The 18,401-nt window shown below is 66.2% G+C and carries 19 protein-coding genes; 15 read left to right on the top strand and 4 right to left on the bottom strand.

Going from position 1 to position 18,401, the window contains the following annotated elements:
- The first annotated feature begins 55 nt into the window (after nt 1-55).
- The 15 genes from fabF (at nt 56) to nagZ (ending at nt 14,259) form a co-directional block, all read left to right on the top strand.
- Nucleotides 56-1,300, top strand: a complete 1,245-nt coding sequence (fabF, locus tag IB278_RS26455) for a beta-ketoacyl-ACP synthase II (protein WP_145741440.1) — start codon at nt 56-58, stop codon at nt 1,298-1,300.
- Nucleotides 1,301-1,313: 13 nt separating this feature from the next.
- A complete protein-coding gene (locus tag IB278_RS26450; RefSeq protein ID WP_145741442.1) occupies nt 1,314-1,796 on the top strand; it encodes a hypothetical protein in 483 nt (160 codons plus the stop codon).
- Nucleotides 1,797-1,805: 9 nt separating this feature from the next.
- A complete protein-coding gene (gene rpoE, locus IB278_RS26445) occupies nt 1,806-2,480 on the top strand; it encodes an RNA polymerase sigma factor RpoE (protein WP_225613190.1) in 675 nt (224 codons plus the stop codon).
- Between the two features lie 17 nt (nt 2,481-2,497).
- Nucleotides 2,498-3,157: a sigma-E factor negative regulatory protein gene (locus IB278_RS26440; protein WP_145741444.1), complete on the top strand. Its 660-nt coding sequence runs from the start codon at nt 2,498-2,500 to the stop codon at nt 3,155-3,157.
- A gap of 20 nt (nt 3,158-3,177) precedes the next feature.
- Nucleotides 3,178-4,248, top strand: a complete 1,071-nt coding sequence (locus tag IB278_RS26435; RefSeq protein WP_145741445.1) for a MucB/RseB C-terminal domain-containing protein — start codon at nt 3,178-3,180, stop codon at nt 4,246-4,248.
- Nucleotides 4,249-4,350: 102 nt separating this feature from the next.
- On the top strand, nt 4,351-5,832 hold the full coding sequence (locus IB278_RS26430) for a DegQ family serine endoprotease (RefSeq protein ID WP_192326658.1): 1,482 nt from the start codon (nt 4,351-4,353) through the stop codon (nt 5,830-5,832).
- Nucleotides 5,833-6,354: 522 nt separating this feature from the next.
- A complete protein-coding gene (gene lepA / locus IB278_RS26425; protein ID WP_012746544.1) occupies nt 6,355-8,166 on the top strand; it encodes a translation elongation factor 4 in 1,812 nt (603 codons plus the stop codon).
- Nucleotides 8,167-8,174: 8 nt separating this feature from the next.
- The gene (gene lepB / locus IB278_RS26420; protein WP_145741447.1) at nt 8,175-9,140 is read left to right on the top strand and encodes a signal peptidase I; all 966 of its coding nucleotides are present in this window, start codon (nt 8,175-8,177) and stop codon (nt 9,138-9,140) included.
- Between the two features lie 31 nt (nt 9,141-9,171).
- Nucleotides 9,172-9,540, top strand: a complete 369-nt coding sequence (locus IB278_RS26415; protein WP_027729515.1) for a DUF4845 domain-containing protein — start codon at nt 9,172-9,174, stop codon at nt 9,538-9,540.
- 17 nt (nt 9,541-9,557) lie between these two features.
- On the top strand, nt 9,558-10,244 hold the full coding sequence (gene rnc / locus IB278_RS26410; protein ID WP_192326656.1) for a ribonuclease III: 687 nt from the start codon (nt 9,558-9,560) through the stop codon (nt 10,242-10,244).
- A 7-nt stretch (nt 10,245-10,251) separates the two neighbouring features.
- Complete coding sequence (era, locus tag IB278_RS26405; RefSeq protein WP_145741451.1) at nt 10,252-11,217, top strand: GTPase Era; 966 nt, start codon at nt 10,252-10,254, stop codon at nt 11,215-11,217.
- 1 nt (nt 11,218) lies between these two features.
- Entirely contained in the window at nt 11,219-11,992 is a 774-nt protein-coding gene (gene recO / locus IB278_RS26400; RefSeq protein ID WP_145741453.1) for a DNA repair protein RecO, read from the top strand.
- Nucleotides 11,989-12,753 (top strand): pyridoxine 5'-phosphate synthase, encoded by a 765-nt coding sequence (locus tag IB278_RS26395; protein WP_145741454.1) that lies wholly within the window; start codon nt 11,989-11,991, stop codon nt 12,751-12,753. The genes recO and IB278_RS26395 overlap by 4 nt, the downstream gene beginning before the upstream one ends.
- A gap of 13 nt (nt 12,754-12,766) precedes the next feature.
- Nucleotides 12,767-13,159 carry a holo-ACP synthase gene (acpS, locus tag IB278_RS26390; RefSeq protein ID WP_145741456.1) on the top strand — a complete coding sequence of 131 codons (393 nt, stop codon included), beginning with the start codon at nt 12,767-12,769 and terminating at the stop codon, nt 13,157-13,159.
- A complete protein-coding gene (gene nagZ, locus IB278_RS26385) occupies nt 13,156-14,259 on the top strand; it encodes a beta-N-acetylhexosaminidase (RefSeq protein WP_192326655.1) in 1,104 nt (367 codons plus the stop codon). The genes acpS and nagZ overlap by 4 nt, the downstream gene beginning before the upstream one ends.
- 7 nt (nt 14,260-14,266) lie before the next feature.
- Here nagZ and IB278_RS26380 read toward each other — a convergent pair whose 3' ends face one another.
- The 4 genes from IB278_RS26380 to IB278_RS26365 all read right to left on the bottom strand — a co-directional run bounded on the left by IB278_RS26380 (nt 14,267) and on the right by IB278_RS26365 (nt 18,392).
- Entirely contained in the window at nt 14,267-14,797 is a 531-nt protein-coding gene (locus IB278_RS26380; protein ID WP_145741460.1) for a M48 family metallopeptidase, read from the bottom strand.
- Nucleotides 14,794-16,062, bottom strand: a complete 1,269-nt coding sequence (locus tag IB278_RS26375) for an Hsp70 family protein (RefSeq protein ID WP_145741462.1) — start codon at nt 16,060-16,062, stop codon at nt 14,794-14,796. Before IB278_RS26375 ends, IB278_RS26380 begins: the two co-directional genes overlap by 4 nt.
- Complete coding sequence (gene lysS, locus IB278_RS26370; protein WP_192326653.1) at nt 16,059-17,621, bottom strand: lysine--tRNA ligase; 1,563 nt, start codon at nt 17,619-17,621, stop codon at nt 16,059-16,061. Before lysS ends, IB278_RS26375 begins: the two co-directional genes overlap by 4 nt.
- 123 nt (nt 17,622-17,744) lie before the next feature.
- The gene (locus IB278_RS26365) at nt 17,745-18,392 is read right to left on the bottom strand and encodes an LON peptidase substrate-binding domain-containing protein (RefSeq protein ID WP_225613188.1); all 648 of its coding nucleotides are present in this window, start codon (nt 18,390-18,392) and stop codon (nt 17,745-17,747) included.
- Nucleotides 18,393-18,401 lie beyond the last annotated feature (9 nt).

The raw sequence follows: 18,401 nt of genomic DNA, 5'->3' as shown, positions 1-18,401 counted from the left end.
TCAACCGCCCGCGCCGCTCGGCAGCTGTTCAGCGCTTCCAGAAAGGTTTGCCGGCATGACCAAACGCCGCGTCGTCGTGACCGGACTCGGTTGCATCGCTCCTGTCGGAAACACCGCAGCCGAATCCTGGGCCAATCTGCTGGCCGGGAAGTCGGGCATTGCGAACATTACCGCGTTCGATGCAAGCGCCTTCGCCTGCAAGTTCGCCGGTGAGGTCAAGGGTTTCGACATCACCCAATACATCTCGGAGAAGGAAGCGCGCCACATGGATCGCTTCATTCATCTGGGGCTTGCCGCCGCCATCCAGGCGGTGCAGGACAGCGGACTGCCGACCGGCGAAGCGCTGTCCTATGAGAAGGCCGTGCGCATCGGCTGCAACATCGGCTCGGGCATCGGCGGGCTGCCGATGATCGAAGAGACGCACGGCGAATACGCGAGCCGCGGACCGCGCCGCATTTCGCCGTTCTTCGTGCCGGCTTCGATCATCAACATGATCTCGGGCCACGTCTCGATCAAGTACGGCTTTAAGGGTCCGAACATCGCCGTCGTGACCGCCTGCACCACGGGCTTGCACGCCATCGGCACGTCGGCACGCATGATCGAATACGGCGACGCCGACGTCATGATCGCGGGCGGCGCCGAGTCGACCATTTCTCCGCTCGGCATCGGCGGCTTCACCGCGCCTCGCGCGTTGAGCACCCGCAATGACGATCCTGCCACGGCTTCGCGTCCCTGGGACAAGGACCGCGACGGCTTCGTGCTGGGCGAGGGCGCCGGTGTGGTCGTGCTCGAGGAGTACGAACACGCCAAGGCGCGCGGCGCCAAAATCTATGCGGAAGTCTCGGGCTTCGGCATGACCGGCGATGCGTACCACATGACCGCGCCTGACGTCGACGGCCCGCGCCGGTCGATGGCCATGGCGCTGGCCAATGCGGGCGTCAACCCCGACGAGGTCCAGTACCTGAATGCGCACGGCACCTCCACGCAGATCGGCGACGTCAACGAGACCAATGCGGTCAAGCTGGCTTTCGGTGATCACGCGAAGAAGCTCGTCGTCAATTCGACCAAGTCCATGACCGGCCACCTGCTGGGCGGCGCCGGGGGCATTGAATCGGTGTTCACGGTGCTCGCGCTGCATCACCAGAAGAGCCCGCCGACCATCAACATCTTCAACCAGGACCCGGAGTGCGACCTCGACTATTGCGCCAATCAGGCGCGCGATCTCAAGATCGATGTCGCGGTCAAGAACAACTTCGGCTTCGGCGGCACCAACGGCACGCTGGTGTTCAAGCGCGTTTGAATCTTGCTCTTCCATGTACAGCGCACCCTCGGTGACCTATCCGGTGGGGCGCTCGCGCGGTGCGACCCGGATCCTGATTGCCACCTGGGCCCTGGGCGCCTGCTGCGCAGGTCTCTCGTGCTATTTGATCGATAGTGTCGGCTGGCGCCAGCTGCTGCTGGTGCTGAGCGTCCTGTTTTCCGGCGCTGCGGCCGGACTTGGGCTGCGAAGCGACGGTGCCGGCGTGCTGCACTTCGACGGCCTGTGCTGGAGCCTGACGGGCGCCGATCGCGGCCGGGCCGTTCATGCGGCGCGCGCCGCGGTGGCGCTCGACCTGCAATCGCTGCTGCTGGTCCACCTGACCCAGCCGGGCCGCGCCGGACGATGGATATGGCTCGAACAGCGCGCCATGCCGGAGCGCTGGCGCGATGTACGCCGTGCGGTATATTCGCGCGCCCCGTCCGCCTCGCCTGCGGGCGAGCCGTGGCGAGCAACCGCGCCTGCCGATGCGCCCTGAACCTCCCCGATGACAACTTCTCCCCCGCCAGTGCCACCGGACTCCGGCTTGCCCGATGTGTCCGCCGAGGCGCCGCGCCCGGGCGAGGTCGACCTCCAACTGGTCCAGCGCACGGTCGCGGGCGACCAGAAGGCCTTCGAGCTGCTGGTCATCAAGTACCAGCGCCGGATCGAGCGCCTGATCGGGCGCATGGTGCGCGACGTCGACCTGGTCGAGGACATCGCCCAGGAAACCTTCATCCGGGCCTACCGCGCGCTCCATCAGTTCCGCGGCGACGCCCAGTTCTACACCTGGCTCTACCGGATCGCGGTCAACACCGCCAAGAAGGCGCTGGTCGACATGAAGCGCGACCCGACCATCTCCGAAAGCGCCCTGCGGCCGTCTTCTGACGAGGACGATGAAACTTACCGCCCTGGAAACGAACCAATCAGCGACGAAACCCCCGAATCAGTCTTGGCAGCCAACGAGATCGCCCAGGTGGTCGAGGCGGCCATGGAAGCATTGCCGCCCGAATTGCGCCAGGCGGTCACCCTGCGCGAGATCGAGGGCATGAGTTACGAAGAGATCGCCGAGGTCATGGATTGCCCGATCGGCACGGTGCGCTCGCGTATTTTCCGGGCGCGTGAGGCCATTTCGGCCAGGGTCAAACCGCTGCTGGACAACCAGTCCGGCAAGCGTTGGTAGGTAAGCAGGTGAATGAAATGAATCAGACGATGACGGTTCGTGAACAGGTGTCCGCACTGGCGGACGGTCATTTGCATGGCGAGGACTTTGCGCGGGCCATCGACACCGTCTGCGCGGAAGAAGACGCGCGCGGTGCCTGGCGCGCCTATCACCTGGTGGGCGACATCCTGCGCTCGGGTGCCCATTCGCCCTGCAGCGACAGCAATGCATTCCTGGCCCGCTTCCAGCAGCGCCTGGCCGCGGAGCCCGTGATCGCGGCACCGGTGCCGGCCGCGGCCCCCGCGGTGCTGACGGCGCGGCACAGGGCCGAGGCAGCCAACGAGCCGGTGTTTCGCTGGAAGCTGGTGGCCGGCGCCGCGTCGCTGGTGGCGGTGGCCGCGATCAGTTGGACCCTGGTCGGAAACGGCATCGGTGTGCCGTCGCCGGGTGCCCAGATTGCAGCAGCGCAGCCGCAGCCGGCCGCCAATTCCGTGCTGGCCGCCGCCGCCAATAGCCAGCTTCCGCCCACTGCCGCGCTCACGCCAACCCGCGTGATGGTCGGCAACGGCAGCCCGCAGGTCATGCTGCGCGACCCGCGCCTCGACCAGCTGCTCGAAGCGCACCAGCAAGCCGGTGGCGCATCGCAAATGCCCTCGGGCTTCCTGCGCAACGCGACCTTCGAAGGCCCTGCGCGCTGATCCGCGCCCGTCTCTCTCCAATGACCGTTCAGATGCCGATCTCCGCACGCGCGTTCGCGCTGGTGTTCGCTGCTTTTTGTTTTGCGCAGATCGCGGCCGCGCAGACCCGGCCCGGGCTGGCGAACGCCAAGGGGACGGCCTCGGCCCAGGCGGGCGATGCACCGCCCTCGATGAGCGTCGTCGAATGGCTGCAGCGCATGCACACGGGGGCCCGGCAGCGCAACTACGTCGGCACCTTCGTGGTGTCGGCCGCGGGTGGCGACCTGTCGAGCGCGCGCATCTGGCATGTGCGCGACGGCGACCTGCAGATCGAGCGCATCGAGGCGCTGTCGGGGCCACCGCGCTCCACGTTCAGGCGCAACCACCATGTGATGACCTTCCTGCCCGAGGCGAAGGTCGTGAAGGTCGAGAAGCGCGAAAACCTCGACCTGTTCCCCAATCTGCCCGACAAGCCCGATTCGTCGATCGGCGACTTCTACGACGTTCGCGCCGTCGGCAAGGACCGCGTGGCGGGCTTCGATGCCGACGTGGTGCAACTGGTGCCGCACGACGCACTGCGCTTCGGCTACCGCATCTGGAGCGAGCGCCGCTCCGGCCTCGTGGTGAAGCTGCAGACCGTGGACGCCGAATCCCGCGTGGTGGAGCAGTCGGCGTTTTCAGAATTGCAGCTCGACGCGCCGATCAAGGCGCAGGCGCTCGCGCAGATGATGACCAATACCAGCGGCTACCGCGTCGAGAAACTGGAACTCGAACGCACCAGCGCGCAGGACGAAGGCTGGGTGCTCAAGGCGCCGGTGGCCGGCTTCAAGCCGCGCAGCTTCTATCGGCGTCCGGCCGGCAGCGACAGCAAGGCGGGGCAGGACCGCACCGTCCAGTGGACCTTCTCCGATGGCCTGGCCTCGGTGTCGCTTTTCATCGAGCGTTACGATGAAAAGCGTGCGCCGCGTGATGGCGTGCTGACGATCGGAGCCACCAACGCCATTCGCCGGCGATTGCCCGAGCCGGCGAGCGACTGGTGGCTGACCGCTGTGGGCGAGGTGCCGCAGCAGACGCTCAATGCGTTCGCTCAAAGTCTCGCGCGCACGCGCTGACCCGCTGCGCCTGCGCTGTAGTAGATGGCGCTGAACCAAGTCCGTATCACCGACTCATAGCTCTTCTTCTTTTGGCCGCTCTGTTCTTTTGAAAGAAAACCGATGATGTTCAAAGTCGAGGGACACAAGCTTCGTTCCTATCTCTTCGCATTCGGCATGGCCTGCTCGGCTGCCGTGGGTTTCGTGCCGGCAGCGCCGGCCATGGCGCAGACGCGCGGATTGCCCGATTTCGCCGATCTGGTGGAGCAGGTGGGGCCGGCCGTGGTCGGTATCCGCACGGTCGAGAAAGTGGCCTCGGGCGGCGGCAGCGGCGAAATGGACGAGGAGATGCAGGAGTTCTTCCGGCGCTTCTTCGGGCAGCCGCTGCCGGGCAACCCGCGTCCGGGCCCGCGCCCGAACCGGCCGCAGCAGCCGCAGGAGGAAGAGCGCCCGCGCGGCGTGGGCTCGGGCTTCATCCTGTCGGCCGACGGCTATGTCATGACCAATGCGCACGTGATCGAGGATGCGTCCGAAATCCTCGTCACGCTGACCGACAAGCGCGAGTTCAAGGCCAAGCTGATCGGTGCCGACAAGCGCAGCGACGTCGCCGTGGTCAAGATCGAGGCGACCAGCCTGCCGGTGGTGAAGATCGGCGACATCTCGAAACTGCGCGTCGGCGAATGGGTCATGGCCATCGGTTCGCCCTTCGGCCTGGAGAACACCGTGACCGCCGGCATCGTGAGCGCGAAGCAGCGCGACACCGGCGACCTGGTGCCCCTGATCCAGACCGACGTGGCCATCAACCCCGGCAACTCGGGCGGCCCGCTGATCAACCTGCGCGGCGAAGTGGTGGGCATCAACAGCCAGATCTATTCGCGCTCGGGCGGCTACATGGGCATCTCGTTCTCGATCCCGATCGACGAGGCGATCCGCGTCAGCGACCAGCTGCGCGCCACCGGCCGCGTTTCGCGCGGGCTGATCGGCGTGACCATCGGCTCGGTCTCCAAGGACGTGGCCGAATCCATCGGGCTCGGCAAGGCGCGCGGTGCGCTCGTGAGCAGCGTGGTGCCGGGTTCGGCAGCCGACAAGGCCGGCGTGCGCGAGGGCGACATCATCACCAAGTACGGCGACAAGCTCATCGAAACCCCCAGCGACCTGTCGCGCTCGGTGGCCAGCACCAAGCCCGGCTCAAAGAACACGCTGACGGTGTTCCGCAACGGCAGCACGCGCGAGCTCTCGGTGACCGTGGCCGAGGGCGATCCGGAAGCCAAGCCGGCCGGCAAGCGCCAGCCCGAACGCGAGGAGCCGCAGGCCAAGCCGTCGGCGGCCGGCAAGGCGCTCGGCCTGGTGGTCAGCGACCTGACCGAGGCCCAGAAGAAGGAGCTCAAGATGCGCGGCGGCGTGCGCATCGAGTCGGCGAGCGATGGCGCTGCGCGGGCCGGCCTGCGCGAAGGGGACGTGATCCTGGCCGTGGGCAACATCGAGGTCTCGAGTGTCAAGGAATTCGAGTCCGCGGTCGCCAAGGCCGACAAGGGCAAGCCCCTGAGCGTGCTGTTCCGCCGTGGCGAGTGGGCCCAATACGCCCTGATCCGCCCAGCACGCTGATCCGGCCTTTTCCGTCAAGTGGCCCCACCCGTCACTCGGGTTTGGGGCCTTTTTTTGAGGTGTTTGCGACGCTCGAGCGCCCGGTTTCAAAAAAAATTCCAGGCCAAAAGCGGGCGAGTTTTGTTTGTATTCACTAACTTATGAGGAGGCTTAGGACGATTTTCGGTAGAATAGAAGCCATTGGGCGGCGGGTCCGCGCATAAGGGGAGAGCTTTCCTCCACCATGCGAGATGTCAGACAGCAGTCCACCGGCGCTCCACAGATCGCCCACAAGTTGTTCATGGAGTGCTCCACCGATCTTGTGGATAAGTTGTTTATATCTTTGATGTTGTGGACCTGCAACGACCCGTTTTGACCCTGTCCCCGGATGTACGTGCCTCCCTTTTTGCCTACAATGAAGTTCCAACTACTGCAGTTGCCATTGCTTGTTGGTTCAGGGCGCGTCTCCAGAAGACGCGCCCTTTTTTCTTGCCTGTCGCACTCTGCGCACGAGCCAATTCAAGTACTTAAGCGTTCCCGTTGATGAATCACATCAGAAATTTTTCGATCATTGCGCACATCGATCACGGCAAGTCGACGCTCGCGGACCGCCTGATCCAGCGTTGCGGCGGCCTCGCGGAACGCGAGATGGAAGCGCAGGTGCTCGACTCGATGGACATCGAAAAAGAGCGTGGGATAACCATCAAGGCGCAGACCGCCGCGCTGCACTACAAGGCACTCGATGGGCAGGTCTACAACCTCAATCTGATCGACACGCCGGGCCACGTCGACTTCTCTTATGAAGTGAGCCGCTCGCTGTCGGCGTGCGAAGGTGCGCTGCTCGTCGTCGATGCATCGCAAGGCGTCGAAGCGCAGACCGTGGCCAACTGCTACACCGCGCTCGACCTCGGCGTCGAGGTGGTGCCGGTGCTCAACAAGATGGATCTGCCCAATGCGGATCCCGACAACGCACGCAGCGAGATCGAGGACGTGATCGGCATCGACGCGACCGATGCCATTCCGTGTTCCGCCAAGACCGGCCTGGGCATCGACGAGATCCTCGAAGCCATCGTGCACAAGATGCCTGCGCCGCGCGGCAATCCCGACGGCCCGCTGCGCGCGATGATCGTCGACAGCTGGTTCGATCCCTACGTCGGCGTGGTCATGCTGGTGCGCGTGGTGGATGGCCGCCTGGTGAAGGGCGAGCGCATCAAGATGATGGCGTCCGGCGCCATGTACAACGCCGACAACATCGGCGTCTTCACGCCGGCCAACGAACCGCGCGCGTCGCTCGAGGCCGGCGAGGTGGGCTACATCATCGCGGGCATCAAGGAACTGCAGGCCGCCAAGGTCGGCGACACCGTGACGCTGATCAAGCCGGGCACGGGCGGCGCGGCCGCCACCGCCACCGAGGCGCTGCCGGGCTTCAAGGAAATCCAGCCGCAGGTGTTTGCCGGCCTCTATCCGACCGAGGCCAGCGAGTACGACTCGCTGCGCGACGCGCTCGAAAAGCTCAAGCTCAACGATTCATCGCTGCGCTACGAGCCCGAGGTGAGCCAGGCGCTGGGCTTCGGCTTCCGCTGCGGCTTTCTCGGCCTGCTGCACATGGAGATCGTCCAGGAGCGCCTGGAGCGCGAGTTCGACCAGGACCTGATCACCACCGCGCCGAGCGTGGTCTACCAGGTGGTGCGCAACGACGGCGAAGTCATCATGGTCGAGAACCCGTCCAAGATGCCCGACGTCGGCAAGATGAGCGAGATCCGCGAGCCGATCGTCACCGTGCATCTCTACATGCCGCAGGAATACGTCGGGGCGGTGATGACGCTGGCCAACCAGAAGCGCGGCGTGCAGATGAACATGGCCTACCACGGCCGCCAGGTGATGCTGACCTACGAGATGCCGCTCGGCGAAATCGTGCTCGACTTCTTCGACAAGCTGAAGTCGGTGAGCCGCGGCTACGCCTCGATGGACTACGAGTTCAAGGAATATCGCGCGTCCGACGTGGTCAAGGTCGACATCCTGCTGAACGGCGAAAAGGTCGATGCGCTGTCGATCATCGTGCACCGCAGCCAGTCGCAGTACCGCGGCCGGGCGGTGGTCTCGAAGATGCGCGAGATCATTTCGCGCCAGATGTTCGACGTGGCGATCCAGGCGGCCATCGGGGTCAACATCATCGCGCGTGAGACAATCAAGGCGCTGCGCAAGAACGTTCTAGCCAAGTGCTACGGCGGCGACATCACCCGCAAGAAGAAACTGCTCGAGAAGCAGAAGGCGGGCAAGAAAAGAATGAAGCAGATCGGCTCGGTCGAGGTCCCGCAAGAGGCCTTCCTCGCGATTCTGCAAGTCGAAGACTGATCTCAAAAATGGCATTCATCACTTCCCTGGTCCTCGCGGCCTTCGCCGGCTATGTCGGTGCCTGGTACTTTGGTGCCATCGAGGGCAATTTCGCGCTCTTGCTGTTCCTGGCCACAGTGGTCACCGGCCTGTACTGGCTGGCCGAGCGCTTCTACTTCCTGCCTCGGCGCGAGCGCGCCGCCGCGGCGCTCGAGGCCTCCCTGAGCGAGCGCAACGCGCGCCTGGCCGGCCAGGGCATCACGCAGGTCGACACCGTCGACGCCAAGGCCAGCGAGCGGCTGCGGATGCAGCCCTGGTGGCTCGACTGGACGGCGGGGCTCTTCCCGGTGATCCTGGTGGTGTTCCTGCTGCGCTCGTTCCTGTACGAGCCCTTCAAGATTCCGTCGGGTTCCATGATGCCCACGCTGCTCACGGGCGACCTGATCCTGGTGAACAAGTTCACCTACGGCCTGCGCCTGCCGGTCATCAACACCAAGATCACCGAGGGTACGCCGCTGGCGCGCGGCGACGTGGTGGTGTTCCGCTACCCGCCCAAGCCGAGCATGGACTACATCAAGCGCGTGGTCGGCATCCCGGGCGACGAGGTGGCCTACCTGAACAAGAAGCTCACCATCAACGGCCAGCCGGTGTCCAAGAACCCGATGCCCGACTATCTCGACAGCGAGTCGATGCGCCTGCTCAGGCAGTTCAGCGAAGACCTCGGCGGCAAGCAGCACAGGCTGCTCAACGACGATGCCGGTCCGGCTTTCGTGCAGGGCGCGACCGACTTTCCGTACCGCGAGAACTGCCGCTACTCCGTCGAAGGCGTGGTGTGCAAGGTGCCGGCCGGCAACTACTTCATGATGGGCGACAACCGCGATAATTCGGCGGACTCCCGTTTCTGGGGCTTCGTTCCGGACAAGAACATCGTGGGCAGGGCGTTCTTCGTCTGGATGAACTTCGGCGACCTGGGTCGTATCGGTCCATTCCAATAAGCAGTCAGCATTGTTCGAGGGGTAAGAGGGCATGAGAACAAATCGGTCCATCCGCAGCAGGGCCGCGCACCAGCGCGGCATCTCGTTCATCGGTCTGGTGTTTGTCGCCGTGGTGCTGGGTTGCGTCGGCGTCGTCGTCGCGCAGGTCATCCCGACGCTGATCGAATGGCAGGCCATCGACAAGGCCGCCAACAAGGCCAAGGAAGGCACCACCGTGCCCGAAGTGCGCGCCATCTTCGATCGGGCCCAGGCCATCGACGACTTCCAGTCGGTCTCGGGCAAGGACCTCGACATCAAGAAGGTCGGCGACAAGGTGGTCGTCTCGTATGCCTACGAGCGCGAGATTCCCTTGTTCGGGCCGGCCTACCTGGTGCTCAAGTACAAGGGCCAGACCCGCTGAACGCGGCGACACGCAAGGTGGACGGCGGCCTCACGGCGCTGCAGGAGCGCCTCAAGCATTCGTTCTCCGACGCGCGGCTGCTCCAGCTCGCGCTCACGCACCGCAGTTTTTCGGCCGACCACAACGAGCGCCTGGAGTTCCTCGGCGACTCGGTGCTCAACCTCGCGGTCTCGCACCTGCTCTACACTCGCCTCTCGGCCCTGCCCGAAGGCGACCTGTCGCGCGTGCGGGCCAACCTGGTCAAGCAGGACACCCTGCACCGCCTGGCGCTGGAACTGCAGCTGTCGCCGCTGCTGCGGCTCGGCGAGGGCGAGGCGCGCTCCGGCGGGCCCAACCGGCCCTCGATCCTGGCCGACGCGCTCGAAGCGCTGATCGGCTCGGTCTACCTCGATGCCGGCTTTTCGGCCGCCGAGGCGCTGGTGCGGCGGCTCTACGAGTCGGTCGAGATCAATCCGCGCATGGACGCGGTGGCCAAGGATCCGAAGACCGAATTGCAGGAATGGCTGCAGGGTCACAAAATGAAGCTGCCGGTGTACCGCGTGGCGGCCACGCTCGGCGCAGCGCACAAGCAGACCTTCGATGTCGAGTGCGAGGTGCCGGAGCTGGGCCTGCGCGAACGCGGCATCGGTGGTTCGCGACGTGCCGGCGAGCAGGCTGCCGCGGCGGCCATGTTGATCCGGCTCAAGGCACGCGGGGCCGCGTGAAACCAGAATGAACGACGCTATCAATTCAGCAGCAGACTCCCAGGGCCCGGCGGGCGATACGGGCGCAAGCGGCCCTCAGCATTGCGGCCTGATCGCCATCGTCGGCAAGCCCAACGTGGGCAAGTCGACGCTGCTCAATGCGCTGGTGGGCCAGAAGATCAGCATCACCTCGCGCAAGGCGCAGACCACGCGGCACCGCATCACGGGCATGCGCACGCTGGGCGCCACGCAGTTCGTGTTCGTCGATACGCCGGGTTTCCAGACCCTGCATGCGAACGCGCTGAACAAATCGCTCAACAAGACCGTGCAGGGTGCGGTCGGCGACGTGGACCTGATTCTTTTCGTGGTCGAGGCCGGCAGTTTCACGCCGGCCGACGAGCGGGTGCTCAAGCTGCTCGGCAAGGGCATTCCGACCGTGCTGCTGGCCAACAAGCTCGACAACGTTCACCGCCGCGGCGACATCGCGCCTTGGCTGCAGAGCATGCAGGCAAAGCACTCCTTCGCCGAGTTCGTGCCCATGTCGGCCAAGAACCCGAAGGACGTCGAGCGCCTGTTCGGCATCTGCGAGAAGTACCTGCCCGAACAGCCCTGGTTCTACGCCGAGGACGAGCTCACCGATCGCAGCGAGAAGTTCCTCGCGGGCGAGCTGGTGCGCGAGAAGCTGTTCCGCCTGACCGGCGACGAGCTGCCCTACACCTCGACCGTGATCATCGACAAGTTCGAGGAAGAGCCGCCGCAGAAAAAGGGCCAGAAGCGCCTGCTGCGCATCGCGGCCACCATCGTGGTGGAGCGCGACGGCCACAAGGCCATGGTGATCGGCGACAAGGGCGAGCGCATCAAGCGCATCGGCATGGAAACCCGGGTCGAGCTCGAGAAGCTGGCCGACGCCAAGGTTTTCCTCGAACTGTGGGTCAAGGTGCGGTCCGGCTGGGCCGACGACGAAGCCCGCGTGCGCTCGTTCGGCTACGAATGAAGTGGCAACTGCCCACCGCGTTTCGCACGAACCGGCGTACGTGCTCCATCGCTACGACTGGAGCGAGTCGAGCCTGATCCTCGAGGTCTTCACCCGCCACCACGGGCGCATTGCGCTGGTGGCCAAGGGGGCGAAGCGGCCGAGCTCCAATTTCAGGCCGGTGCTGCTGCCGCTGCAGCCGCTGCAGCTCAACTACGGCGGCGACGCCGAGATCCGCACGCTCAAGGGCGCCGAGTGGATGGGCGGCCATGTCATGCCGACCGGGGAGGCGCTGCTCTCGGGCTACTACGTCAACGAACTGCTGCTGCGCCTGCTGGCGCGGGACGACGCTCATGAGGCGCTGTTCGATGCCTATGCGGGCGTGGTCCAGGTGCTGGCGGGCGACCACGCCGGCGCGCAAGCCGCCACCCAGGCCGCCGCGCTGCGCGCCTTCGAACTGCTGCTGCTGCGCGAAGTGGGCCTGCTGCCGTCGCTCGACGCGCAGACCCTCACGCTCGAACCGCTCGTGGCCGACGCCCGCTACACCCTGGTGCCGGAAGCCGGCCTGCGGCTGGCGGGCGAGGACGAGGCGGCGCTGGCCGGTGCCGACTGGCAGTCGCTGCAGGGCGTGCTCGACGATCGCGCGCCCTTCACGGCCACGCTGCGCGAGATCGCCACCATGAATGCCGGCAGCAACAGCGCCCTCAGGAACCAGCTGCGCGCCCTGCTCAACTACCATTGCGGTGTGTCCACGCTGCGCACGCGGCAGATGATGAGAGATTTGCAAGCCCTATGAGCACTTCCGGCCAATCCGCTACCACCTCGCTGTCGGTCAACCTCAACAAGGTGGCCCTGGTGCGCAATACGCGCGCTCTCGGCATTCCGAGCGTGCTCACCGCCGCCAAGGCCTGCCTTGCCGCCGGAGCGCAGGGCATCACCGTGCACCCGCGGCCCGACGAGCGCCACATCCGGCCGCATGACGTGAGCGACCTGGCCGCGCTGCTGGCCAGGGACTGGCCCGCGATCGAGTTCAACATCGAAGGCAACCCCTTCCACAACCTGATGGACTTCGTGCGCGCGTTGAAGCCGCACCAGGCCACCTTCGTGCCCGACAGCGAAACCCAGTCGACCAGCGACCATGGCTGGAGCTTCCCCGAAGACGCCGACCAGCTGCGCCCGCTGATTGCCGAAGCCCAGGCCCTGGGCGTGCGCGTGAGCCTGTTCATGGACCCCATTCCCGAAATGATGGCCGCAGCCAAGGCGGTGGGCGCCGACCGCGTCGAGCTCTATACCGAAGGCTATGCCGCATCGCGCGGCACGCCAAACGAGCAGGCCGTGCTGGCGCGCTATGTCGAAGCGGCACGCGCGGCGCAGGCGGCGGGCCTCGGCCTCAATGCGGGCCATGACCTGAGCCGCGACAACCTCACGCCGTTCCTGCGCGCGGTGCGCGGCGTCCAGGAAGTTTCCATCGGGCATGCCTTCATCGCCGATGCGCTCGAACTCGGCTACGCCGCCACCACCAAGGAATACCTGCGCTGCATCGAAGAAGCGCAGTGAACGCTGAAGCGGCATGATCTACGGCATTGGTACCGACATCTGCGACCTGCGGCGCATCGCCGCAACGTTCGAGCGCCAGGGCGAGCGCTTCGCCCACCGGGTGCTCAGCGACGCCGAATTCGCGGTCTGGAAGGCCCGCAGCGAGCGTTGGCCCAAGCGCGGCCTGAGCTACCTCGCCACGCGTTTTTCCGCCAAGGAGGCCTTCAGCAAGGCCATCGGCCTGGGCATGCGCATGCCGATGAGCTGGCGCCTGTGCGAGATCGCCAACCTGCGCAGCGGCAAACCGGTCATCGTGCTGCATGGCGAACTCAAGGAGTGGTTCGAGGCCAGGGGTCTCACGGCCCACGTCACCGTGACCGACGAAACCGAATATGCCGCGAGCTTCGTGGTAGTGGAGAAGCCATGACCGCCGGGCCCACCCGTTCCCATGCGCCGCTGATCATCGACGTGGCGGCCACCGGGCTGAACGAGGCCGACCGCCGGCGCATCGCCAACCCGCTGGTCGGCGGCGTGATCCATTTCGCCCGCAACTGGCAGGACCGTGCACAGATGAGCGCGCTCAATGCCGAGATCAAGGCGATCCGCCCCGACCTGCTGATCTGCGTGGACCACGAAGGCGGGCGCGTGCAGCGCTTTCGCACCGACGGCTTCACGCGCCTGCCCTCGATGCGCTCGCTGGGCGAGCTGTGGATGCGCGATGCCATGCGTGCCACGCAGGCCGCAACGGCCGCCGGCCAGGTGCTTGCCGCTGAACTGCGCGCCTGCGGTGTCGACTTCAGCTTTGCGCCGGTGCTCGACCTGGACTACGGCGGCAGCAGCGTGATCGGCGACCGCAGCTTCCACCGCGATCCGCGCGTGGTGGCGCTGCTGGCCAAGAGCGCGATGCACGGCATGCTGCAGATGGGTATGCGCAATTGCGGCAAGCACTTTCCGGGGCATGGCTTCGTCACCGCCGATTCGCACGTGGAAATCCCGGTCGACCGGCGCGGCCTCAAGGTCATCCTGGCCGACGATGCGCGGCCTTACGACTGGCTCGCAGGCACGCTCACGGCGGTGATGCCGGCGCACGTGATCTATCCGAAGGTCGACAAGCGGCCCGCGGGCTTTTCGTCCAGGTGGCTCAAGGACGTCCTGCGCAGCCGGCTGGCCTTCGATGGCGCCATCTTCAGCGATGACCTGAGCATGGAAGCGGGGCGCTACATCGATGGCGAGTTGCTGAGCTATGCCGACGCCGCGCTGGCGGCGCTCGATGCGGGCTGCGACCTGGCGATGCTGTGCAACCAGAGCATCGGCGATGGCCGGCCGCTCGACGAACTGCTCGATGGCTTTGCCGCGGCGGCCAGGGCGGGGCTCTGGCTGCCCGATGCGAAGAGCGAAGCACGCCGGCGGGCGCTGTTGCCGGAAACGCCGCCGCCCGACTGGAACGCGCTGGTCGATTCGGCGGGGTATCGGCACGCGAGGCAGGTGCTCGCGCAGGCCGGGCTCGCAGCGCCGCACGGCGCCTGAGGGAGGGTTAAGGCGTAGCCGGGGCCGGCAGCGAATTCGCCCACAGGCGCTCGCCGCCCGCATCCAGGTGCGTCAGGTACAGCCGGACATCGAATTCGAGCCGGTGGTAGTCCGGCTCCATGTGCTCGCAGAGCGCATAGAAGCTCTTGTCGTGGTCCCGCTCCTTCATGTGCGCGAGCTCGTGGACCACGATCATGCGCAGCCATTCCAGCGGCACTTCCCTGAACAGGCTCGCCACCCGGATCTCGCGCTTGGTCCTGAGCTTGCTGCCCTGCACGCGCGAAACGGTGGTGTGGGTGCCGAGCGCATTGCGGATCACATGCAGCTTGCTGTCGAACGCCACCTTGGAAAGGGGCGGGGCCTTGCGCATGAAATCGCTCTTGAGTGCGCTCACGTAGTCGTAGAGTGCTCGATCCGTCTGCACCTCGTGCAGGGGGCCGGGATAGCGCTTGCGCAGCAGGGGAGCGAGCCCTTCGGTGGCGACCAGCTGCTGCACCTGCGCCAGCAGCGTGGGTGGGTAGCCCGCGAGGTATTTCATGCCACCGGTCCCGCGCAGGCGAGCCCGGTTGCCACGCCGCCGAACAGGTCGCCTTCGACGAGGGTCACGCCCGCGAAGCTCCTGCGCAAGGCCTGCTGGAACGGCCGCAGCGCCGAGGAGCCGCCCGTCAGGTAAATCGCGTCGAGGTCGCCGCTGCGCAGCCCGGCGCGCTTGACGCAGGCGTGCGCGCAGGCAATCACGTTCTCGAGCAGCGGAGAAAGCTGCTGCGCCATGTCGGCGGGCGAGAGCGAGGCGGCCAGGCCCGTTTCGGCGCACGAGAGGTCGATGGCGGTGGCCGCATCGTTCACCGAGGCATCGATCTTCGCCTGCTCGACCTCGCTCGCGATGCGGTGGCCGTGCCGCTCTTCGAGCACCGTCATCAGCCGGTCGTGCAGCCGCGTGTCGCTGTAGCTGGTGCGCAGGTCCTTCGCCTGCCGCACCGCCTTGGCGGCATAGAGCCAGTTGATCAGGTGCCAGGACGATAGCTCGAAGAACACCTTGCTCGGCACTTCGCGCCCCTGCGCGCCTGTATGGCGAAAGCCGAATTCCGGCATGACGCGGTCGAGGTTGAGTCGCTGGTCGAAGTCGGTGCCGCCGATGTGCACGCCGCTGGTGGCCAGCACGTCGCTGCTGCGGTCCTCGCGCGCGGCGCGGTCGGGTCCGACGCGCACGACGGTGAAGTCGGAGGTGCCGCCGCCAACGTCGACGATCAGGACCAGCGACTCCTTCGCGATGCGCTGTTCGTAGTCGAAGGCCGCGGCAATCGGCTCGAGCTGAAAGGCGATGTCGCGGAAGCCGGCCGCGCGGGCCGCGTGGCGCAGGCTTTCTTCGGCGCGCTCGTCGCGTTTGGAATCGTCATCGACAAAGTGCACGGGCCGGCCAATCACCACGCGCTCGGGCACCCGGCCCAATTCGCGGCCCGCGCGCACCGCGAGCTCGCGCAGGAAGCGCGCGATGATGTCCTCGAAGCTCACGAGGCCGTCATAGATGGCCGTTTTCTCCTGCATCAGCGCGCTGCCGAGCAGGCTCTTCAGCGAGCGCATCAGGCGGCCTTCGACGCCCGCAAGGTAGAGCGCCACCGCCTCGCGGCCGAAATGCGTCGTGCGGTCTTCGGCGTTGAAGAAGATCGCGGTCGGCAGCGTGGTGGCCGCGCCTTCGATGGGCAGCAGCCGGGCCGCGCCGTCGACCTGGCAGGCCACGGCGGAATTGGAGGTGCCGAAGTCGATGCCGATCGTCGGCAGCGACGACGGTGACTTCACGCTCAAGATTCCCTGCGCAGCGCCGGGAACAGGATCACGTCGCGGATGCTCGGCGAATCGGTCAGCAGCATCATCAGCCGGTCGATGCCGATGCCGCAGCCACCGGTGGGCGGCATGCCGTACTCGAGCGCACGCACGAAGTCGTGGTCGTAGAACATGGCTTCGTCGTCGCCACTGTCCTTGGCGGCCACCTGCGCGTTGAAGCGCGCGGCCTGGTCCTCGGCGTCGTTGAGTTCGCTGAAGCCGTTGCCGAACTCGCGGCCCGTGATGTAGAGCTCGAAGCGCTCGGTGACCTCGGGGCGCTCGTCGTTGGCGCGCGCCAGCGGCGAGATCTCGGTCGGGTGCTCCATGATGAAGGTCGGCTGCCAGAGCTTCTCTTCCACCGTCTCTTCGAAGTACATCACCTGCAGGCTGGCGAGGCTGCGCTGCGAGAGCTTGTCCTTCTCTTCGTTCAGGCCGAGCTTGCGCAGCGCGTTGACGAGCCAGGCGCTGTCGTCGACGCCGGTGCTGGCGTCCGTGTACTTGAGGATGGCTTCGCGGATCGTCAGGCGCTCGAAGGGCTGCGTCAGGTCGACCGGCTTGCCCTGGTAGGTGAGCTGCTGCGTGCCCACGGCCCTGTCGGCGATGGTGCGGATCAGCGTCTCGGTGAAGTCCATCAGGTCGCGGTAGTTCCAGTAGGCCGCGTAGAACTCCATCATTGTGAACTCGGGGTTGTGCCGCACCGAGATGCCCTCGTTGCGGTAGCTCCGGTTGATCTCGAACACGCGCTCGAAGCCGCCGACGATCAGGCGCTTGAGATACAGCTCGGGCGCGATGCGCAGGAACATCTCCTGGTCGAGCGCGTTGTGATGCGTCTTGAAGGGCTTGGCATTGGCACCGCCCGGAATGGGATGCAGCATCGGCGTCTCGACTTCGAGGAAGCCGTGGGCCACCATGAACTCGCGCAGCGCGCTCACGGCCTTGCTGCGCGCGGTGAAGCGCACGCGGGCGGTTTCGTCGGTGATCAGGTCGACGTAGCGCTGGCGGTACTTCTGCTCCTGGTCGGCCATGCCGTGGAACTTGTCGGGCAGCGGGCGCAGGCTCTTGGTGAGCAGGCGCAGCCTGGTGACCTTGACCGACAGCTCGCCGGTCTTGGTCTTCATCAGCGTGCCCTCGGCGCCCACGATGTCGCCCAGGTCCCAGCGCTTGAACTCGGCGTAGGCCTCTTCGCCGATGGCATCGCGCGTGACGTAAAGCTGGATGCGGCTGGTCGCGTCCTGCACCGTGGCGAAGCTGGCCTTGCCCATCACGCGCTTGAGCATCATGCGGCCGGCCACGCTCACGGCGATGGCCTGCGCCTCGAGGGCTTCGGCATCGGCGGCGCCATGCGCCTCGATCAGCGCGGCGGCGCGGTGGCCCGGCTTGAAGTCGTTCGGGAACGCGACCCCCTTGCCCTCGGCCTGGGCGGCGCGCATCAGCTTGAGCTTTTCGCGGCGCTCCGCGATGAGCTGGTTGTCGTCGACGGCGGGCGCGGCGGCGGGAGCCGCGGCGGGCGTGGGAATGGAGGGGATCAGGTGGTCGGACATGAAGAGCGGGTGGGGGCGCAACAAAAGCGAGCGCAACCGGGCATTTTAGCCGATCGGGTGCAAACGGAACCGGCCTCCAGTGCCCGCCAATCCTGCGCGAAACGCTATGAAAGAAGTAGCAATCTATTCAGTGATGCCCGCACGTGCCAGCAGATCGCTGACCAGTTCGAGCCGCATCAGCGGACTGTCGAGTTCCATGAGCCGCTGCCGCAGTTCGAGCTGCATGGGCACCAGTTCGCACCAGCGGTTGGCCACCCAGCCGCAATCGTCGAAGCGGTAGGGCTCGCCGACGGGCAGGCGCAGGGCCTCGGCGCCCTGCGCGCGGCGGCGTTCTTCGAGGGTGTCGACCAGGCGCCGTAGCGCCGTGGCGGTGTGCTGGAGGTCGCCTGGAATTTCGAGCGCGGTGTCTTCGGCCATGGCTTCCACTTCGGCAACCCACAAGCCGTATTTCTGCAGTTCGGCGGTGCGGACCCGGAAGCGCTGCGTGCCGACGCACTCGATCTGCAGCAGGCCGCTCTGCGGCGAGTCGAATTCGCGAATGACCGCCAGCGTGCCGACGGCCGCGAAGCTCTCCGCCTCGGCGCCGGCCTTGCGCACTTCGCTGCCGCTCGTCAGGCTGACCACGCCGAAGGGCGCGTCGGCCTTGCGGCATTTGCCGATCATGTCGAGGTAGCGCACTTCGAAAATACGCAGAGGAAGCACGCCATCCGGAAACAGGACCGTGCCGAGCGGGAACAATGGCAGTGAATGCAAAAGGGGCTGTGTGGTCATCAAGGAACC

The organism is Variovorax sp. VRV01 (assembly GCF_014852545.1).
Lineage (GTDB): Bacteria > Pseudomonadota > Gammaproteobacteria > Burkholderiales > Burkholderiaceae_C > Variovorax > Variovorax beijingensis_A.
The sequence above is the reverse complement of the archived record's forward strand: the minus strand, read 5'-3'. Positions and strand labels throughout refer to the sequence as shown.

What these genes read in the sequence shown, in the direction of transcription:
- fabF (WP_145741440.1), top strand. Translation starts at nt 56, where the DNA reads ATGACCAAACGCCGCGTCGTCGTGACCGGACTCGGTTGCATCGCTCCT.
- IB278_RS26450 (WP_145741442.1), top strand. Translation starts at nt 1,314, where the DNA reads ATGTACAGCGCACCCTCGGTGACCTATCCGGTGGGGCGCTCGCGCGGT.
- rpoE (WP_225613190.1), top strand. Translation starts at nt 1,806, where the DNA reads ATGACAACTTCTCCCCCGCCAGTGCCACCGGACTCCGGCTTGCCCGAT.
- IB278_RS26440 (WP_145741444.1), top strand. Translation starts at nt 2,498, where the DNA reads ATGAATCAGACGATGACGGTTCGTGAACAGGTGTCCGCACTGGCGGAC.
- IB278_RS26435 (WP_145741445.1), top strand. Translation starts at nt 3,178, where the DNA reads ATGACCGTTCAGATGCCGATCTCCGCACGCGCGTTCGCGCTGGTGTTC.
- IB278_RS26430 (WP_192326658.1), top strand. Translation starts at nt 4,351, where the DNA reads ATGATGTTCAAAGTCGAGGGACACAAGCTTCGTTCCTATCTCTTCGCA.
- lepA (WP_012746544.1), top strand. Translation starts at nt 6,355, where the DNA reads ATGAATCACATCAGAAATTTTTCGATCATTGCGCACATCGATCACGGC.
- lepB (WP_145741447.1), top strand. Translation starts at nt 8,175, where the DNA reads ATGGCATTCATCACTTCCCTGGTCCTCGCGGCCTTCGCCGGCTATGTC.
- IB278_RS26415 (WP_027729515.1), top strand. Translation starts at nt 9,172, where the DNA reads ATGAGAACAAATCGGTCCATCCGCAGCAGGGCCGCGCACCAGCGCGGC.
- era (WP_145741451.1), top strand. Translation starts at nt 10,252, where the DNA reads ATGAACGACGCTATCAATTCAGCAGCAGACTCCCAGGGCCCGGCGGGC.
- IB278_RS26395 (WP_145741454.1), top strand. Translation starts at nt 11,989, where the DNA reads ATGAGCACTTCCGGCCAATCCGCTACCACCTCGCTGTCGGTCAACCTC.
- acpS (WP_145741456.1), top strand. Translation starts at nt 12,767, where the DNA reads ATGATCTACGGCATTGGTACCGACATCTGCGACCTGCGGCGCATCGCC.
- nagZ (WP_192326655.1), top strand. Translation starts at nt 13,156, where the DNA reads ATGACCGCCGGGCCCACCCGTTCCCATGCGCCGCTGATCATCGACGTG.
- IB278_RS26380 (WP_145741460.1), bottom strand. Translation starts at nt 14,797, where the DNA reads ATGAAATACCTCGCGGGCTACCCACCCACGCTGCTGGCGCAGGTGCAG.
- lysS (WP_192326653.1), bottom strand. Translation starts at nt 17,621, where the DNA reads ATGTCCGACCACCTGATCCCCTCCATTCCCACGCCCGCCGCGGCTCCC.
- IB278_RS26365 (WP_225613188.1), bottom strand. Translation starts at nt 18,392, where the DNA reads ATGACCACACAGCCCCTTTTGCATTCACTGCCATTGTTCCCGCTCGGC.